Genomic DNA, 17635 nt, shown 5'->3' with positions numbered 1-17635 from the left:
CCTCCCTTACGCCTAGCTTGTTCCAATATATGCTTGTACTTATTTAATTAGAACTTATTCTCTTTTACCATTACGGCTTTTCTGCTTCTTGCTGTGGTTCGAGTGGCGGTACGAGTGTGACACCTAATTCTGTACCAGGTTGTAATAATGTTCCTTCCGCCACACTTTGTTCTGTTACGTATCCTGTACCAGAAGGTTTCAAGTTAAGCTGTAATGTCTTCGCTAAATTCATAACATCACGCAGTGCCCATCCTTGTATATTTGGCATTGTAGGCTTATCTCCTACCAAGAAGACTCGGTCGCCTTTTAATGTTTGTTCAGTCGCTTTTGGTACTTGTTGCTGTACTTTCCCTTCACCTAGTACGATTGGACGAAGTTTTGCTTTATCAATCGCTTTCCCCGCTTCAGCCATCGTTTTACCATTTACATCCGGAACAGTAGTTTGTTGTTCTTTCAGATGTTTTTTCGGATCTTTAACTTCATTTGGCTTAATCTTTAAATACTCTAAACTATTTTTTGTTACATATTTAAAAATATCAGCTAACGGTTGTGCACCGTTCTCATCATCTTTTAATTTAGGCTGTTTAACAGCTACATACACAACAAGTTGTGGATCGTCCATTGGTGCCATACCTAAGAATGAGAATATATAATTCTGTCTCCCTGTCATATAGCCGCCTTTTCCATCCGGAATTTGCGCTGTACCTGTTTTACCACCAACTGAATATCCATCAATTTTATAAGCTGTCCCTGTACCTTTCGGAGATGTAACAACACGTTCTAATAATTGTCTTACTTGCGCTGCTGTTTCCTTTGTAACAGGTTTTCCTACTTCTTCTGGCTTATGTTCTAATTTTACTTTGTCTGTTATCGGATCTACAATTTTATCAATTGCATAAGGTTTCATCATTTTCCCATCATTTGCAATGGCCGTTGCAGCTTGTACAAGCTGAATTGGTGTTACAGTGGAACCTTGTCCAAAAGCTGTTGTCACTTGTTGTATTTGCTGATCAAATAAAATTGTATTCGATCCTTCACCTGATAAATCAATGTTCGTTTTTTCATCTAATCCAAAACTATGAATATATTTTCGGAAACGTTCTGGACCAAGTTTTTGATCTCCTAAAATTGCAAACGCTACGTTTGAAGAACGCTCTACCCCTTCATCAAACGTGATAGAGCCCCAACCAGCACCACCGTTATGATCTTTTATTTTCCTATTTCCGACTTGATATGTCCCGGACTGATAATAATCTTGGCCTTTGTACACACCTTCATTAATAGCTGCCGCTAACGTGAAAATTTTCATTGTTGATCCAGGTTCAAATGCATTGGCAATTGCGTCATTATAAAAGTATTTATTATTCTCTATGTTCGGATCATAACTAGGTTTACTAGACATTGCTAATATTTTCCCCGTTTTCGGATCCGCCACAATTCCAATTAAACTTTCCGGCTCATAATGTTGACTCGCCGATTTCATCGCGTCTTCTAAATAACTTTGAATACGTTGATCCATTGTCAAATATACATTATCTCCATTTTTAGGTGCCTTCACATTCACTTTCCCACCGTCAAGAGATACCCCCCTACGATCACCTGTATAAGCTACCTCTCCATTTGAAGCTCCTAAATATTTATCCAAACTTTTTTCTAATCCAAATTGACCTACTGCAATTCCATCTTCATTCGGTTTCGCATGCCCTATAACATAAGATGCGAAATCACCATTTGGATAAACTCTCGCATTTTCCGTAATAAAAGAAACCCCTGGCAATTTCAATGCTTCTATTTGTTCTTTCTTTTCTTTCGTCAAGCCCTTACCTATCTTCCCAAATTCCACTTGACTTTTATCTTTATTTAACGTCGCTAAAATATCCTCTTCGCCTTTTCCAAGTACTCCTGCAATTTTCTTTGCAGTATCTTCTTTATTCTCAACTGAGTTAGCACCTTTTAGTGCAGCTACCATTTTGTAAGAGTTTGCGTCTTGCGCTAACACATGACCGTTTTGATCATAAATGGTTCCTCGGTTCGCTTCAAGAATTCCTTTTTTACTATGCTTTTGTTTAGCAAGTGCATCTAAATCCTGATTATGAACTGTTCCTGTTGATTGTATGTAAAAAAATCGGGCTAATAACAGCAAAAAGAGCAGGAGGAAAAATATCATAAAATAACCTGCTCCCTTATTGGTATGAAATTTAGTCATATTCTTCTTCATCGTTCCTTCACACCTATTGCCTTATTTGAGGCCTTTCACATTATTCGCATTAATTTCTAGCCCGTGTTTTTTTGCAACTTCAGCGATTCGTTCATAGCGACTTAACTTCTCTACTTCAGCTTGTAATTCTTGATTTTCTTTTTGCTGCTGTACAATTTTTTCTTCTATCGTCGCTGCTTCTACATTAACTTGATAAAGGCCTGCTTTATTTCCAATAAACGCGACACAGGCATACAATAAAAAGCCAATAAACGCTACATACAACAGTTTTTCGATTCTTGTAATTTTCGCTTTAACCTTCGGCTTAGCCATCTGCTGTGGGGGCGTTTGAATTTGCACCTCTTCTTGCGCTTGTTGTTTGTACTTTACAGCTAAATTAGTCATACCTCTCTCTCCCTTTTATCGTTTTTCAGCGATTCTCAACTTCGCAGAACGCGCACGATTATTTTCTTCTAGCTCTATATCAGAAGGTAAAATCGGTTTTCTTGTAATAAGCTTTAATTTCGGCTTAAATTCATCAGGAATAATCGGTAATCCTGGCGGCAATTGTGGCGTTGTACTATTTCGCTTAAACGTTGTTTTACAAATACGATCTTCTAATGAATGGAATGTTATAACACTAACTCTTCCACCTGGCTTAACCATCTCAATAGCAGATTCCAATGCTTCTTCAAATACTTTTAATTCATCATTTACAGCTATACGAATTGCCTGAAACACTCGCTTAGCAGGATGCCCACCCGTTCTACGAGCTGGAGCCGGAATACCTTCTTTAATTAGCTCTACTAATTCTCCTGTCGTTTCAATAGCTTTATTCTCACGATAAGCTTCAATTTTTCTTGCAATTTGTTTTGAAAATTTCTCTTCACCGTATTGGAAGAAAATCCTTACAAGTTGTTCATATGACCAGCTATTTACAACATCATACGCTGTTAATGGGGCATCTTGATCCATCCGCATATCTAGCGGTGCATCATGATGATAACTAAAGCCTCGTTCTGGTGTATCTAATTGTGGGGATGAAACACCTAAATCAAATAAAATACCATCTACTTCTGTTATACCTATTTCCTGCAGTTTTTCAGCTAAATAACGGAAGTTACTCTTTACTGTTATAAACTGTTCACCGTATGAAGAGAACTTTTCTTTCGCGTTTTGAATCGCTATCTCATCTTGATCAAACGCTATTAATTTTCCACCTTCAGTTAATTGGGATAATAAATAAGAACTATGTCCTCCTCCCCCCAGTGTACAATCTACATATGTACCATCTGGCTTTATATCTAAGCCGTCTACTGTTTCCTTTAAAAGCACTGTTACGTGTTTAAACATTGTTGCACCTACTCTTTTTCCAATTAATTATGTTGAATGTATCCCTTCCTCTAAACACATATTTCACGCTTAGAGAATGAAATAATACGAAAGAACGACTCATTTAACTTACCAACAAAGGCAACATACTATACAAATCGCTATTTTCTTTTATTATATACTAAATTTTATCATCTTTTGCGGGAATTTAAATAAAAAACTGTCGAAAAAGCGAATAATACGTTTACATTTTGTGCTATTTTGTCATATATTTAAGTATCCAACACAATTGCCATATCTAACATTTTTTGATTGATAATTCAGAAAAAAATCACTTCACAGTAAATTCAACGGAATAAAAATAAAATCCTGCTCCAAAGAGCAAGATTTTATAGTTTTATAACATGATGTTTTCCGTCCCAAGAAAAAGGGTTTTCCATTACACGATCAACGAAATCCAAACCAAACTGATTTAAATAATAACATACATTCCACACACGTTCTTGCGGCGCACCTAATGGACGAAGTGCGAATTGTATACGGCGGAATTTATTTAGCTGAACCTCATACTTTTTCTCAACATTTCTTTTCAACATTCTTTCCAACAGTTCAATTTGTTCATTAATTTTCAATTCGTTTTTCCCTGCAAACGCACCTAACCCTGGCTCTATTTTCTTTACAAATTGCTGTAAAGATGTATGAATATCGGCAATTTCTTTTTTCGCCTTTTCAAAATGATCATCAATCGGTTCCTCTATTTGATTAGACAACCAGTTTTCACGCAGTTTATCGACATCATTTAAAAACGGATCAATTTCTCTCAATTGCAGATCGAATAAATCTGTCGCTATATCTCTCTCCACATAAGTAATTGTAAGACGAGGAACGACAGGTGGCATTTGAAAACCGACAGTATGGAATACTTGTTGTAATTCACTCCAATAAGCTAATTCCCCTGGACCTCCAATAAATGCGAGCGTAGGAAATACATACTCTTGCATAAGAGGACGTGTTACAACATTATTACTAAAACGTGCCGGATTTCTCTCCATCTCTTCAATCAACTCTTCGTATGAAAAGGAATGCGCCCCATCCTTTCCAACAAACTTACCTTGATGCTCTTCAAGCAATACTCGTTCATTATCTATTTCCATGAATATATGCACTGCATGAGACTTCGTTTCAATAATCGGTTTGTATCCTAGTTCTTTAATTACTTCCTGCTGATTACGAAGGCCCTCTTGTACCTCTTTATACTTACTTATAATTCGCTTGAAAAATGGAATTTCTAACTTTCTTAATTCAGGATGATGTGAATCAACAAGGATTAAACCAGAATTAGCAAAGATTTTCGTAATAAGATGAGCAAAGAAATCTACATACGTATTCGATTTTTTCAAAGCATCATCAACAAATTTTAATACATCTTTTGTAAAATTTGTTTCTGGGTATGTTTTAAAAATCTCTTCAATCCAATTTCTACAATCTTCAACAGAAAGTTCAGACTCAGAAGCACTTGCCTTTTTCGGATTACGGTCATAAAAAATAGTTTTTTTCATCTTTTTATTTTTCGCTACAAAAGTATGATTAATCTCATCCATATCATGGTCTTCACCCGCAATCCAGAAGACAGGGACAACTTTAACTCCTAAACTTTCTTCCTTTTCCTTTGCAAGCTGTAAAATTGAAATAACTTTATGAATTGTATAAAGCGGTCCAGTTAATAACCCCGCTTGTTGTCCAGCTATAACAACATATGTATTTTCATCTCCAAGCGCTTTTACATTTTGAAGTGTAGATTCTCCCGCTTGTAATTTTGTATTATATTCTAATAAATGCGCTACTAAATCTTGGCGGAAAAACTCCCTTTCACGCAAATCATGTAAACGTTGTTTAAAAGCATCTTCTGTTAACATATAATCAAAACATGACTGTATCTCTTTTTTACCGTTCATATAGTCCGCTACAATACCTTGTTGCGGAACAGAGATTTCTTTTATCTCCATATAATTCTTCCTTTCGTATCCAGTTCTCTCACCAATCCACATTGTAGTCAATGTTTCACGTAAAAGCAAAGAATAACACTTATACTCTTGTTTCTAAACCTTTTATTGCATCGAACAAAAATTGAAGTGTCGAAACTGGTCGTTGCTGTTTCTTAGCTTCTTCTAATACATATCCAACAATCGCATTAATTTCCGTCTGTCTACTCGCTCTTACATCCGCTAGCATAGAAGATGTATTACGAGACGTTCCTTCACACACATTTCGTACCATTTGCCATACCATTTCTTTTTCTCCTCTAATAAGAAATGCTGCCTCCTGAAACACTTGCTCCATCATTTGATAAAAAAAACGATTCGTGATTAATTCACCATTCTTAACTCCCAATAGTGCTGTCAACGGATTGATACATACATTTACTACTAATTTTTTATGCATAATCTCTTCCCAATCCGTTTCTATTTGAACTGGAAAATAAGCAACAGGAAAATAATTGAATATTTTTTTAAAATGTATAGATTGACCACAAACCACTCCAAATTTTGTTACCCCTATCCCAGTATGATAAACGATATGCCCTCCCTCTTTTTTCGCACCATGTTCTACAATACCAACAGCTATATTTTTACTCCCTATGTTCAGCATCTTTTGAAGATGCGACATTCCGTTTTGCAAAAAGATTAATGATGATGCCCCTTCCACAAACGGTAGTACGTCATCTATATGATATTGCTTCACAGCAATAAATATATAATCTAAATTTTGCGCTACCATACTTTCTATCGGTAAAACAGATGGATATACTGTTTCACATCTTCCATCTCTAATACAAGTTACACCTGTTTCATTTAATTCTTCAGCTTGCTTAGCTGTTCTTGTAAACAACGTAACATCTTGGTTATTTTTTTGTAAATAAAATGTATACAATAGACCAATAGCACCTGGTCCGACAATTCCAATTTTCATTTTCACACAAGGAATTCACACTAAGTGCCCTTGCCTTCCCCCCTTTATATCTTTTTAAAGCACCTGAGCACGCCCTATAATTCCGCTGTCCTCTGCCCAACAAATATACTCTCATTTTTCACTATGTATGTACCACCTATTAATACGCTTCTACTCTTAGTTTAGCAAATCCTCAAAAAAATAAAAAAAGAAATATACTATCTTCTTCATAAAAATAAAAAAATGAGTTATACTATTATTATAAATATTTTTACTTTTCTGCATTCAACGAGACAAGAAAAGGATGTGATGTAATGGGATTCCCAAAAGTTGAGCGCTTGCTCATCAATTATAAAACGTTAGATGAATTCAAAAAATTTAAAGGGTGCGGAGCCCAGGAACTATCTATGCTGGAAGAATTACAAGCAAACATTATTGAAAACGACAGTGAATCTCCATTTTACGGTATTTATTATGGCGGATCACTAATCGCACGTATGAGTCTATATATGAAAAGAAACGGCGGAGAACCATTCGAAATTACAGGTCCCTACCTAGAACTTTATAAACTTGAAGTATTACCAACTTTTCAAAAACAAGGATTCGGGCAAATGCTTGTAAATCATGCGAAACAAATGCAATTTCCTATTAAAACGATAGCACGTATTCATTCAGCTGGTTTTTGGGATAAATTAAATTTCAACCCCGTATCAGTAACTGATGGAGATTTTTATATTTGGCATCCAGAAGCAAATTTGAATGCGGTTACAAACGAAGAATCGGCTTAAGAAATAAAAAAACAGCTGTATAACAGCTGTTTTTTTATTTCTTAAGCTTCTCTAACTTCTCATTCGAGCGAGCATTGTTTCTTTCCGCTACCATTACACTTCTTTTTTGATCGATATAATCAAGTAGTGTTCTATACTCTTCTTCATATACTGATAATCGATCCAGAAGACGCTCTCTTTCTGTTTGTAATGATTCAACTTGTTGTTGCAACACCGTTAAAGAGTTTTCATCTTTATAATTTTGCAAGAAATCAATAACATCATTCAACGTAATTGACGTAGGTTCTAACACCTTTGTCTCTTTCACTTCATAATTTTCTACTTTACGAAGTTGCTTTGCTTCCTCAATACGTTCTTTATATTGCTTTCTTACGTAAGAATTCCATCTAAACCCACATGCTGCTGGTGTACGAGATAAATTTTTCCCCACTTCCTTAAAGGCAGAAAGTTGTGTTCCACCTTCTCGAATATGCCGGAGTACTACTTCTGCCAGAAGCAAATCTTCATCATCAGTCCAAGCATCTTGTCTTGTTGTCGCCATCTCTCTAGTCCTCCCTATGCATTTTTTATTAAGCATATGCAGTTACTAGAAAAGATAGAATACAACAACTAAAGATTAAGACAAAAAAAATAAACGCAGAAGATATCTTCTGCGTTTATTTTCCCGCAATTACTTGCTGATTACTTCTTTACCTTTGTAAGTACCGCATGCTTTACATACACGGTGAGCTAATTTCGCTTCACCACAGCTTGGGCACTCTACCATACCAGGTACTGATAATTTGAAATGCGTACGACGCTTTCTTTTTACTGTTTTAGAAGTTCTTCTAAAAGGTACAGCCATTCTTCCCACCTCCTTAAAAGAAATAGTTATTTTCATATGAAGGCCTGAACCAGTCTTCCGATTATTTGTCAAAAAACTTTGCAAGTCCTGCCAATCTTGGATCAACAGTCTTTTCTTTGTCTTCTTCCGAAATCACTTGCCAGTCTTGACCTTGCGTCGGTGCTCCACCAGAAACATCATCACTGAAAATTTGCATTGGAATCTCCAAAAGTATATTTTCCTTGATTACGGGCAGTAAGTCAAGTACTTCTCCTTCTAAAGAATGAATTTCAGCTTCAGTTTCAAATTCTTCTTGTGAAGTTTGGAACACCTCAGTTGTTTTAATGTCAAATGGTAATGTCACATCTACTAAAGAGCGAGAACATGGTAAAACCATGCTTCCAGTTATATGTAGATGAAACGTAAACTTACCGGAGCCAAAATCAACTCTTCCCGTTACATGAACAGGATTAATTTCACGAATATCTTTCTCGACCTCTTTTAGCTCACTTACATCTACCATCTCATCCAATGTCAATCCTTTATTTCTCAATTTATTCAATTGATGGATGGACCATTTCATATCATATCACCTCAAGGCAACAAACAAAATTATAGCTAGCCATTTTATATTTGTCAATGTTTTTTCTTTACACTATAATGAAGTCATCATAGTAAATAATATATAGAGTATCACGTTTTTCAAAAAGATGCTACATCGAAAGGAGAGATTACCATAAAAGCTGGTGGTATTGTTGTTGAATATAACCCTTTTCATAACGGTCATCTTTATCATGTGCAACAGACAAAAAAGTTAACACAATCCGATATAATAATTGCCGTTATGAGTGGTCCTTTTTTACAGCGTGGTGAGCCCGCACTCATTTCCAAATGGTATCGCACTAAAATGGCCTTAGCAAACGGCGTAGACCTTGTTGTAGAGCTTCCATACGTCTTTGCAACACAAAAGGCTGAAACCTTCGCAAATGGTGCTATTTCCATTTTAAATGCCCTACGTGTTTCTGAAATTTGTTTCGGTAGTGAGGATGGACAAATCGAAAATTTTTATAATACCATCTCCGTACAAAAAAACGAAGATGAGACTTTTAACTGCCTTGTAAAACAATTCATGGACGCTGGTAATAGTTATGCAAAAGCAACATCGGATGCTTTCTCACACATTTTAACATCTGAAAAAAACATAGATATGTCACAACCAAATAATATTTTAGGCTTCCAATATATGAAAGCAATTCTGTCACAAAATAGCTCTATACAAGCTCAAACTATAAAAAGATTTGCCTCTCATTATCATGATGAAACATTTAATGACCAACATATTGCAAGCGCGACAAGCATCCGAAAACAACTCTTTAGCGAAGAAGGATCATTTACAACAATTGAACCTTTTCTCCCACAGGCAACCACTTCGCTTTTAGCAAATTACAAACAAAACTACGGGATATTACATAATTGGGAACAATACTTTTCATTTTTTAAATATAGACTCATGACGATGTCTCCAGGGGACTTACGACATATATATGAAATAGAAGAAGGTTTAGAGCATCGTATTTTATCAAAAATACAAAACAGTTCCTCCTTCTATTCATTCATGGAAGCATTAAAAACAAAACGTTATACATGGACTAGATTACAAAGAGCTTGTACACACATTTTAACAAACACAACAAAAGAGGAAATACGTAGTGCAAATATAGAACAACACGCACCATATATTCGCCTGCTAGGTATGTCACAAAAAGGACAAACTTACCTTTCAAAAAACAAGAAAAAAATCGAACTTCCAATCCTTACTCATACAAAAACATTCGACCATGCCGCTTTAGATATAGAGAAAAAAGCAAACTCTGTATATTTCTCCATCATGCACGAACCGTTACGCACACAACTATTAAAACAGGATATAACACACCATCCTGTTCGCTATGATGAAACAACTACAAAATTCCTATAAAAAAACCTCTCTATTTCAGAGAGGTTTTTTCCTTATCCATCTTTTCTAAATATGTTAACGCATCATCCAGCGTATCTACTGGTACAATTTTCATTTTTGTTTTAATATCCTTTGCAGTCTCAAGTGCATCTTTATAGTTCGATTTCTCCGCACCTTTTTCATTTGGCGCAAAGAACACTTCAGCCCCGGCATCGCTAGCAGCCACCACTTTTTGATTTATACCACCAATTGGGCCCACTTCTCCTTTTTCATTAATTGTACCTGTTCCAGCTATTTCATGTCCTTTCGTTAAGTCTTCTTCCACAAGTTGATTATATATTTCTAATGTGAACATTAAACCTGCGGATGGTCCACCAATTTCATGAGAATTAATTTTCACTTTCGGATCGACCACTAATTCTCTTTCCGTAACGATAGAAACACCTATGCCGACACGCCCATTCCCATTAGGAATCGTCTTTACATTTAAATTCTCTTTCAATTGTTTTCCATTTCTCATGTACTCAATACTTACAGCATCGTTTTCTTTTTTCCCTGTCATATATTCAATAAATTGCTCCGTCTTTTCAAATGTTTTTCCGTCAACAGCTATAATAACATCACCAAGCTTAAGCTTTCCTTCTGACGGCATTCCTTTTGCCACACCAGCAACTAATACACCTTTATTTTCAAAAGATACTGAGCGATTTGCACGTTTATATGCATTATAAATTGCTGCATTTTGCGAATCTTTCATCGCATAATTTTGGCGAAATTGATATTCTTCATCACTCTCACCTTTTTGCAATATTTCTTCCGCTTTCGAAATATGTGTATATTTATTAAACTGTGCCGCTATTAAATTCACCACATTTGCTGGTCCCATTGAAACCGTAACAAGCATAAAATCACCAGATTCTTTCGTTCCACCCTCAACTTGAACATAAGGCTCTAATTTGGCAGCCATTCCTGGTTTTGTTATATAATACGGTAAACGTACGTAAACAAGTAACATCGCCAATATAACCCCTATTAAGATTGCATATATAAACCGAAAACGCTTAAACATTATGTTTCTCCTTCCACTGCTCAATTAATAAATAAATATTTGAAACATGTTTTTCTGCTTCTACTTCTCCAACTCGAATAATGTCTTCAATGTTTGTAAAAGCACGTGAACTAAATTGCTCTACAGCTGGTCGCATCATTAAATCCGATGCAATTTGCCGATTCATTACAAGCTCATGCTGCATAATTTCAATACTTTGCATGATTACGTCATAAATGGACGTAACATCGCCATTCACCTTAATTGGAGATACATCAACAGCGATAACAATATCGGCCCCTAACTCTTTCACAACCGATACTGGGATGCGATCAATGACTCCACCATCCACTAATAATCTTCCATCTATTTTTTCTGGTACAAACACTCCAGGAACAGATATGCTAGCCCTCACCGCATCTGCAACTGGCCCACTTGTAAAAACCACTTTTTCCCCCTTCAATATGTCAGTAGCCACAACAGCCGTCGGGATATCTAACTCTTCTAAATTTTTATTATATGTAAACATTTTAATCATATCTTTGACACGTTTTCCAGCAATAAATCCCATTTTCGGTACCGTGAAATCTAAATAATACTTCCGCTTAAAAACAGATGCCAATTTATACAATCTTTCAACGTTACTACTTGCCGCATAAAACGTACCTATTAGCGCCCCCATACTACTTCCTGCAATCATGTGAATAGGGATACCAGCTTCCCTTAAAACCTTTATTACACCAATATGAGCAAACCCTTTGGCTCCTCCAGACCCAAGTGCTAAACCAATCTTTGGTTCTTTCATTTTTCTCACCCTTTAATTTTTTTCATTCCTTTTTCATACTTATGGTCTAAATTCACTACGTATCCACGTATACTGAAATGAACGTTTTTTGGGACAAAGGGGGATTTACTTACATGTATGAAAAATGGAAAACCGCTTTCCTTACCATATCAACGCTATTTTTAACCTTTTCTCTTGTACTCCACCCCCAAGCCGCTTTGCAAGCTTCTATTCGCGGGTTAAATATATGGTGGGAAGTTGTATTCCCTTCACTACTACCGTTTTTCATCATTGCGGAACTTCTAATTAGTATCGGTGTTGTAAAATTTATTGGCGTTATATTAGAACCACTCATGCGCCCACTTTTTCGCGTTCCAGGGATAGGCGGATTTGTTTGGGCGATGGGAATGGCTTCTGGTTTCCCTGCAGGCGCCAAATTAAGCGCTAGACTACGAAAAAGCAATCTTTTAACTCAGATTGAAGCAGAGCGCCTCGTTTCTTTCACAAATTCTTCTAATCCACTTTTTATTTTCGGTGCTGTGTCTATCGGTTTTTTTAATAATCCGAAATTAGGAATTATATTAGCCGCTGCCCATTATTTCAGTAACTTTGCTGTCGGATTAATTATGCGTTTTTACGGCGATAATACCGCTTACAAAAATAATACACACACTACAAAAAAACGTCGCTTTCAAAACCCTTTTTTAATTCTTCACGAGACACGCTTACAAGAAAAAAGACCAATTGGTAAATTACTTGGGGATGCCATTGTTTCTTCTATTCAAACATTACTTATGATTGGCGGATTTATTATTTTATTCTCTGTGTTAAATAAAATGATTACTGTATTCCACATTACAGCAGCTCTTTCTTTTATTATGCAACATATTTTATCATTCTTCCAACTAAGTACAGATTTTAGTATACCTATATTATCAGGTATTTTCGAAATGACACTCGGAAGCCAAATGATTAGTCAAATAAATGAAACACCGCTCTTACAACAAGCTATGGTAACAAGCTTCATTTTAGCATTTAGCGGTCTTTCTATTCAGGCACAAGTTGCTAGCATATTAGCTGAAACAGATATCCGATTTAAACCCTATTTTTTCGCACGAATTATTCAAAGTATTCTTGCCCCTATTTTTACATTTGTATTTTGGACACCATTTTATGAGAAAGTGAGTTCTTTCTCACCTATGCCAAAAGATATTCCTGTATTTTTATCCGAGCATCCTTCTATACTACATGAAATTTGGACATCTTTTATACATTATGGACCAATTTTTACATTATTTTGTCTATACTTATATGTTATTTTATTATTTTTGCGCACGTATAAAGAAAAACCCCGTTCACTTTAACGGGGTTTGAAACTTTTCTTTTAAAGCACGCTCTACAATAGGAGGTACAAGATCCACTACACTTCCTCCATACCTCGCAACTTCTTTTACAATACTCGAGCTTAAAAATGAATATTGGTTGTTTGTCATAATAAAAAATGTTTCAATATTTTCATCTAATTTTCGATTCATAGAAGTAATTTGCATCTCATATTCAAAATCAGAAACTGCTCGTAAACCACGTAATATTGCATTTGCATTACGCATTTTTGCATACTCTACTAATAGCCCACTATGCGAATCTACCTTTACATTCGGGATATCCTTTGTCGCTTCTCGAATTAGTTCTAATCGCTCTTCAACTGAAAAGAATGGTTTTTTTGATGAATTGTTTAAAACGACTACGTACACCTCATCAAATACTTTTGCTCCCCTTTTAATAATATCCAGATGCCCAAGGGTAATTGGATCAAAACTTCCTGAAGAAATAGCTATACTTGTCATTCTGTCCCCTCACCTTCATACTTATAAATCGATATTGCAGTAATCCCATAATTCTCAGCTCGTACTTTTACAAGCCTTCCTATTGAATTAGGTAAAACTACATCATTACCATGCTCTGCCATAATTAATCCATCACTATGTAGCAATCCATGTTGATCCATTACACTAATTAAAGATACAATTTTTTGCTCTTTATATGGAGGATCTATTAATATAAGATCGAATGACATTTCACGTTTTATTAACGCCTTTACTGCACGTTCAGCATCATTTCGATATACTTCAGCTTGTTCCTGTACTCTACAACTTTCTAAATTTTGATGAATTACTTTTATCGCTTTACTATCCCGATCAACAAAAATTGCTTTATCGATCCCTCTGCTCAAAGCCTCAATTCCAAGACCACCACTACCACCAAATAAATCAAGGGCGATACCACCATCAAAATAAGGACCTATCATATTAAAAATAGATTCTTTTACTTTATCTGTCGTTGGACGTGTTGTATTACCAGGAACCGCTTTAAGTGGGTGTCCTTTACATTTTCCTGAAACTACTCTCATCTGTTGTCACTACCTTTATTTCAATCTATCGAGCGATTATAGAAAGCCATTCCCACTTCGGTAACCGTTAACAAACCACATTCACCTAACTATAGAAAAACTCGGCCTCAAATAACCTCTCGTTATTTTTATGTATTCATCTCATCATTCACTAATATGAACCCAATATGTATATTAGTTCCACTTTATCTTTTTTATCCTATCACAAAATAAAAAAAAGAAAAATAAAAAGCCCAACATAAAATTTAATTTCATTATGTATATCTTCATTTAGATTGGACATAAATAATTATAACAACATCACCTTCGATGTTGTTGCCAACCGCGGAGAAGACTTACGTTTCCCCATAAGTTCTTCCTCCGGTTTCTCCTCTCCCTTTGCCTTCTTACTAGTACATGCTAGTATAAGAAGGGCCCTGCTATGCAGGGTTTTTTTTCTTTGTGTGCTTTTCATTTAAAAAGTGAAATGGTACAGTAAAAGAAAGAGGAGGAAAAGATATGATTCAACGCTTTATAGAACTTGGAGAAGGCTACTCTGATTTATATGAATTACTTGAAATTGCCAAAACAAATCAAGAACGTATAGCACATATGTTACAATTTGAAACGATAAAAAACGATAAAAAAGTGTGTTCGCTTGTTGTAATATTAAAACCAACTACTACTGGTGATTTCCAACCATTATACATATGTCGTGAAGGCATTCCTGTATTTGAAAATAAAAAAAGTAAACGTGTCATTTTATTTGAAGAAACGGCAGAACAACTCGGGAAAAAAGTGGCTACCTTTACTGTAAAACCATCTACAACTTTCCCAGAAAAAGAACTATTTTTTAATCATTTAATTGGTATTTTACGAATGAACAATTTCATTCCTCCGATGAAATAACACGTTATTTCAATTGAAAAATCCCCCGCTAAATTTAGCAGGGGATTTTTTCTATTAGCTATAATCGTATTCTTTTGCTCGATCAGGACGGGAATTTTCAAATTCCGTTTTTAAATACGGGCGATACGACTGTTCTATCTTTTTCACAAAAGGAAGTTTGTTCAACTTATGCATCATATGCTCAATTTGTTCCATATCACAATATACTACAGCATATTTTAATCGTTTTGATATGTAATGTATGTTACCATATTTCCTTAAAATCTTGGCATGTTTCAATGAATGTAAATAAACAATCATACTTTGTCGTTGCCCGAACATAATCTTCTCCATCTTCTCCTTTTAAAAACATATATTTTATATTCTATGAAAACCAATCAGAAATTTATAACATTACAGGACAAACTCTGTATACGTTTTCTTCCAACTTCTAAAAAACGGGGTACATCACCCCGTTTTTTTACAACCACAACCTCCGCCAGTACCACAACCTCCACCACAGCCACCAGCATCAAAGAATGGATTTCCTGTTGGCACTTTAATGGAAGAAGACACTTCCGAACCGATTGCTACACTAACTTCGTCTAATAACTTCTGCAAAGCAGTTTCTGCTCTTTTAAAAGCTGCAACCTTATCATGTAAGTCCACAGAACGCTTTAATTCTCTCATTTTCATCGACACGGTAGTATAGTCAGGATGGTATTTTCCAAAACGCTGTACTTCCTCATACCGTTCTTTCATCGCTGTAAATTGCTGAATTAGCGTCTGAAGTTCCATATCTTCATGTAATTCTCTATAATACTTACGATAATCTTCTGCTATATCTGAACAGATAATCGCTTTTGCAAGCTGCTCTGCCTTATCTAATATTAATACGCTTTCTAGCGTCGCTACAATCATGAGAGACACCTCCGAGTATCCATCATACCACATTTAGATTAGAACTACTAATTGAAGTGACTTACTCAAAAGAAAGATATAACGTAACTATTTTTACACTATATCCGTACACACTTATACATTAATATGTTCCGCTATATTATATTTAAGAACATCCCATTTTCCACTATTTTGTTTCACATAACTAATACACGCATTTTTTAATGGTGTCTTAAATGTAATTTCATCTGGTTCAATGGCATGTAAAATCGCTTTTATCGCGTGTGAGTGAGCAACAATAATAATACGTTTGCCAAAATGAGTTGTCGCAACATCTTCTAAAGCAGCAAAGCAACGAGCTACAATCTCTTCATCTCGCTCCATACCTTCTACTTTACCCTCAGCAATCAACTCTCTAACAGCCGCAACCGGCTTCCCTGAAGCTTCTCCAAAATTCCGTTCAACAAATCGCTCATCTAATAAAATCGATTGTAATCCAACTGCCGTTGCGATTTCATTAGCCGTTTCTTGCGCTCTAATTAACGGGCTACTTATAATGATATCCCACGTTTCTTCTTGTAAAGCAGCTGCACTTTGACTCGCTTGCTTCTTACCAACTTCATTAAGCGGAATATCTTCTCGCCCCTGAATAATTTCTTGAAAATTCCAATCAGTTTGTCCATGTCGTACTAAACAAATTTCCGTCATGCTGCAACTCCTTTTTAAATAATCAACTTCTATTGTAACAAAAGTTCTGCATGACGGACATATTTTTCACTTCCAATTAGGTTGCGTTTTGTTGCTTCATATACTGAAACATATCAATCATGATCGAAGCAACGGCCAATTGATTTTGAAACTTTTCCACTTTATCTGGTATCGTTTTTTTGAAATGTTGCATCGCCGCTAACTCAAAAGCCTCTTTTTCTTCAGGATTTCGTGTTAATTTTCTATACCAGTACGGTTGCTCTCTAATATAACGAGATAAATCCTCATCAGCCTTTATAAACTCCATAATTTCTGCTCTCATCATCTTTCCCCCTAATCCTTTTGAAAGAAAAACGGGTTATTTTCTGAAGTACTTTGCTCTTGCTGCGTACGGTTACCTTGAAATTGCTGAATAACTTGTTGCACGCTCCCAATTGCACTCGTCACATTGGCTAAATGGTTCTGCATTTGTTCCACGTCCAACTTTTTAAAAAAAGAAAGCATTTGCCCCATCACATCAGCAGTTTTTTCCTCTTCAGTTCGATTATCTTTTTCTTTTTTATTTTCTTTTACCGAAGAAAAAGCAGGCGCTCCATCCGGTCTATAAGTTGCCCATATTGGATCTTCTTCACCAAGTAAGTACCATTCTTCATAAAATTGTTGCCATGTTTTATGACCACTTCTAACCTCATGAACCATTTTAGGGTGATGGTTTACAAATTCTTTAAACTGTTGAACCGATGGATGTAACGGTCCTTTTGTTGTTGGCATAATCCTCACCTCTCCATGTATATCTACTATATAGTAAGAAAAAAAAGGCGCATGGTTCGCCTATTTTTAGACGATTCATGCACCTTTTTTTCTGCTATTTG

21 protein-coding genes are annotated in these 17635 nt (G+C 35.7%); 4 read left to right on the top strand and 17 right to left on the bottom strand.

Features of this window, described 5'->3' with window-relative positions; genetic code table 11:
* Positions 1 to 70: 70 nt before the first annotated feature.
* From AB6801_RS10840 to panE, 5 genes are all read right to left on the bottom strand, one after another.
* Positions 71 to 2218: a penicillin-binding protein gene (locus AB6801_RS10840; RefSeq protein WP_097999120.1), complete on the bottom strand. Its 2148-nt coding sequence runs from the start codon at positions 2216 to 2218 to the stop codon at positions 71 to 73.
* Between the two features lie 21 nt (positions 2219 to 2239).
* The gene (ftsL, locus tag AB6801_RS10835) at positions 2240 to 2602 is read right to left on the bottom strand and encodes a cell division protein FtsL (RefSeq protein WP_000182804.1); all 363 of its coding nucleotides are present in this window, start codon (positions 2600 to 2602) and stop codon (positions 2240 to 2242) included.
* 15 nt (positions 2603 to 2617) lie between these two features.
* On the bottom strand, positions 2618 to 3550 hold the full coding sequence (gene rsmH, locus AB6801_RS10830) for a 16S rRNA (cytosine(1402)-N(4))-methyltransferase RsmH (RefSeq protein WP_000472508.1): 933 nt from the start codon (positions 3548 to 3550) through the stop codon (positions 2618 to 2620).
* 368 nt (positions 3551 to 3918) lie between these two features.
* The gene (bshC, locus tag AB6801_RS10825) at positions 3919 to 5535 is read right to left on the bottom strand and encodes a bacillithiol biosynthesis cysteine-adding enzyme BshC (protein WP_000403027.1); all 1617 of its coding nucleotides are present in this window, start codon (positions 5533 to 5535) and stop codon (positions 3919 to 3921) included.
* A gap of 79 nt (positions 5536 to 5614) precedes the next feature.
* Positions 5615 to 6499, bottom strand: coding sequence for a 2-dehydropantoate 2-reductase (gene panE, locus AB6801_RS10820; protein WP_135238182.1), 885 nt, complete (start codon positions 6497 to 6499; stop codon positions 5615 to 5617).
* A 293-nt stretch (positions 6500 to 6792) separates the two neighbouring features.
* Between panE and AB6801_RS10815 the strand changes: the two genes are divergently transcribed.
* Positions 6793 to 7266, top strand: coding sequence for an N-acetyltransferase (locus AB6801_RS10815; protein ID WP_000506692.1), 474 nt, complete (start codon positions 6793 to 6795; stop codon positions 7264 to 7266).
* Positions 7267 to 7300: 34 nt separating this feature from the next.
* Here AB6801_RS10815 and AB6801_RS10810 read toward each other — a convergent pair whose 3' ends face one another.
* The 3 genes from AB6801_RS10810 to AB6801_RS10800 form a co-directional block, all read right to left on the bottom strand.
* Positions 7301 to 7807 carry an RsfA family transcriptional regulator gene (locus tag AB6801_RS10810; RefSeq protein WP_097999118.1) on the bottom strand — a complete coding sequence of 169 codons (507 nt, stop codon included), beginning with the start codon at positions 7805 to 7807 and terminating at the stop codon, positions 7301 to 7303.
* Positions 7808 to 7936: 129 nt separating this feature from the next.
* The gene (gene rpmF / locus AB6801_RS10805; protein ID WP_001984764.1) at positions 7937 to 8110 is read right to left on the bottom strand and encodes a 50S ribosomal protein L32; all 174 of its coding nucleotides are present in this window, start codon (positions 8108 to 8110) and stop codon (positions 7937 to 7939) included.
* Between the two features lie 61 nt (positions 8111 to 8171).
* A complete protein-coding gene (locus tag AB6801_RS10800; RefSeq protein ID WP_000872149.1) occupies positions 8172 to 8672 on the bottom strand; it encodes a YceD family protein in 501 nt (166 codons plus the stop codon).
* A 213-nt stretch (positions 8673 to 8885) separates the two neighbouring features.
* On the opposite strand from AB6801_RS10800, the gene AB6801_RS10795 reads away from it, so the two are divergent.
* Complete coding sequence (locus tag AB6801_RS10795; RefSeq protein ID WP_002062184.1) at positions 8886 to 10067, top strand: nucleotidyltransferase; 1182 nt, start codon at positions 8886 to 8888, stop codon at positions 10065 to 10067.
* 10 nt (positions 10068 to 10077) lie between these two features.
* On the opposite strand, the gene AB6801_RS10790 is transcribed toward AB6801_RS10795, so the two are convergent.
* On the bottom strand, positions 10078 to 11115 hold the full coding sequence (locus tag AB6801_RS10790) for a SepM family pheromone-processing serine protease (protein ID WP_000476280.1): 1038 nt from the start codon (positions 11113 to 11115) through the stop codon (positions 10078 to 10080).
* Positions 11108 to 11899 carry a patatin-like phospholipase family protein gene (locus AB6801_RS10785; protein ID WP_000662590.1) on the bottom strand — a complete coding sequence of 264 codons (792 nt, stop codon included), beginning with the start codon at positions 11897 to 11899 and terminating at the stop codon, positions 11108 to 11110. Before AB6801_RS10785 ends, AB6801_RS10790 begins: the two co-directional genes overlap by 8 nt.
* A 113-nt stretch (positions 11900 to 12012) precedes the next feature.
* On the opposite strand from AB6801_RS10785, the gene ylbJ reads away from it, so the two are divergent.
* Positions 12013 to 13242 carry a sporulation integral membrane protein YlbJ gene (gene ylbJ, locus AB6801_RS10780; RefSeq protein ID WP_000273083.1) on the top strand — a complete coding sequence of 410 codons (1230 nt, stop codon included), beginning with the start codon at positions 12013 to 12015 and terminating at the stop codon, positions 13240 to 13242.
* Here the strand turns inward: ylbJ and coaD are convergent.
* Together coaD and rsmD are read right to left on the bottom strand one after the other, a co-directional pair.
* Entirely contained in the window at positions 13234 to 13725 is a 492-nt protein-coding gene (gene coaD / locus AB6801_RS10775; RefSeq protein WP_000200601.1) for a pantetheine-phosphate adenylyltransferase, read from the bottom strand. The two genes, ylbJ and coaD, sit on opposite strands and share 9 nt — an antisense overlap.
* Complete coding sequence (rsmD, locus tag AB6801_RS10770) at positions 13722 to 14288, bottom strand: 16S rRNA (guanine(966)-N(2))-methyltransferase RsmD (RefSeq protein WP_001266979.1); 567 nt, start codon at positions 14286 to 14288, stop codon at positions 13722 to 13724. Before rsmD ends, coaD begins: the two co-directional genes overlap by 4 nt.
* Before the next feature lie 498 nt (positions 14289 to 14786).
* Here rsmD and AB6801_RS10765 point away from each other — a divergent pair, with 498 nt between their 5' ends.
* Positions 14787 to 15176 (top strand): DUF7147 family protein, encoded by a 390-nt coding sequence (locus tag AB6801_RS10765; RefSeq protein ID WP_000616017.1) that lies wholly within the window; start codon positions 14787 to 14789, stop codon positions 15174 to 15176.
* Between the two features lie 54 nt (positions 15177 to 15230).
* On the opposite strand, the gene AB6801_RS10760 is transcribed toward AB6801_RS10765, so the two are convergent.
* From AB6801_RS10760 to AB6801_RS10740, 5 genes are all read right to left on the bottom strand, one after another.
* Entirely contained in the window at positions 15231 to 15497 is a 267-nt protein-coding gene (locus AB6801_RS10760) for a YlbG family protein (protein WP_002082261.1), read from the bottom strand.
* 126 nt (positions 15498 to 15623) lie between these two features.
* Positions 15624 to 16076, bottom strand: a complete 453-nt coding sequence (locus AB6801_RS10755) for a YlbF/YmcA family competence regulator (protein ID WP_000634366.1) — start codon at positions 16074 to 16076, stop codon at positions 15624 to 15626.
* A gap of 114 nt (positions 16077 to 16190) precedes the next feature.
* Positions 16191 to 16763, bottom strand: coding sequence for a histidine phosphatase family protein (locus tag AB6801_RS10750; RefSeq protein WP_000134947.1), 573 nt, complete (start codon positions 16761 to 16763; stop codon positions 16191 to 16193).
* Between the two features lie 76 nt (positions 16764 to 16839).
* A complete protein-coding gene (locus AB6801_RS10745) occupies positions 16840 to 17085 on the bottom strand; it encodes a YlbE-like family protein (RefSeq protein WP_001200990.1) in 246 nt (81 codons plus the stop codon).
* Positions 17086 to 17096: 11 nt separating this feature from the next.
* Positions 17097 to 17534 (bottom strand): YlbD family protein, encoded by a 438-nt coding sequence (locus AB6801_RS10740; protein ID WP_001143346.1) that lies wholly within the window; start codon positions 17532 to 17534, stop codon positions 17097 to 17099.
* Positions 17535 to 17635 lie beyond the last annotated feature (101 nt).

The organism is Bacillus sp. RCC_6_1, from assembly GCF_041360755.1.
Classification (GTDB): Bacteria; Bacillota; Bacilli; order Bacillales; family Bacillaceae_G; genus Bacillus_A; species Bacillus_A cereus.
This window is presented reverse-complemented; position numbering and strand designations above follow the sequence as displayed.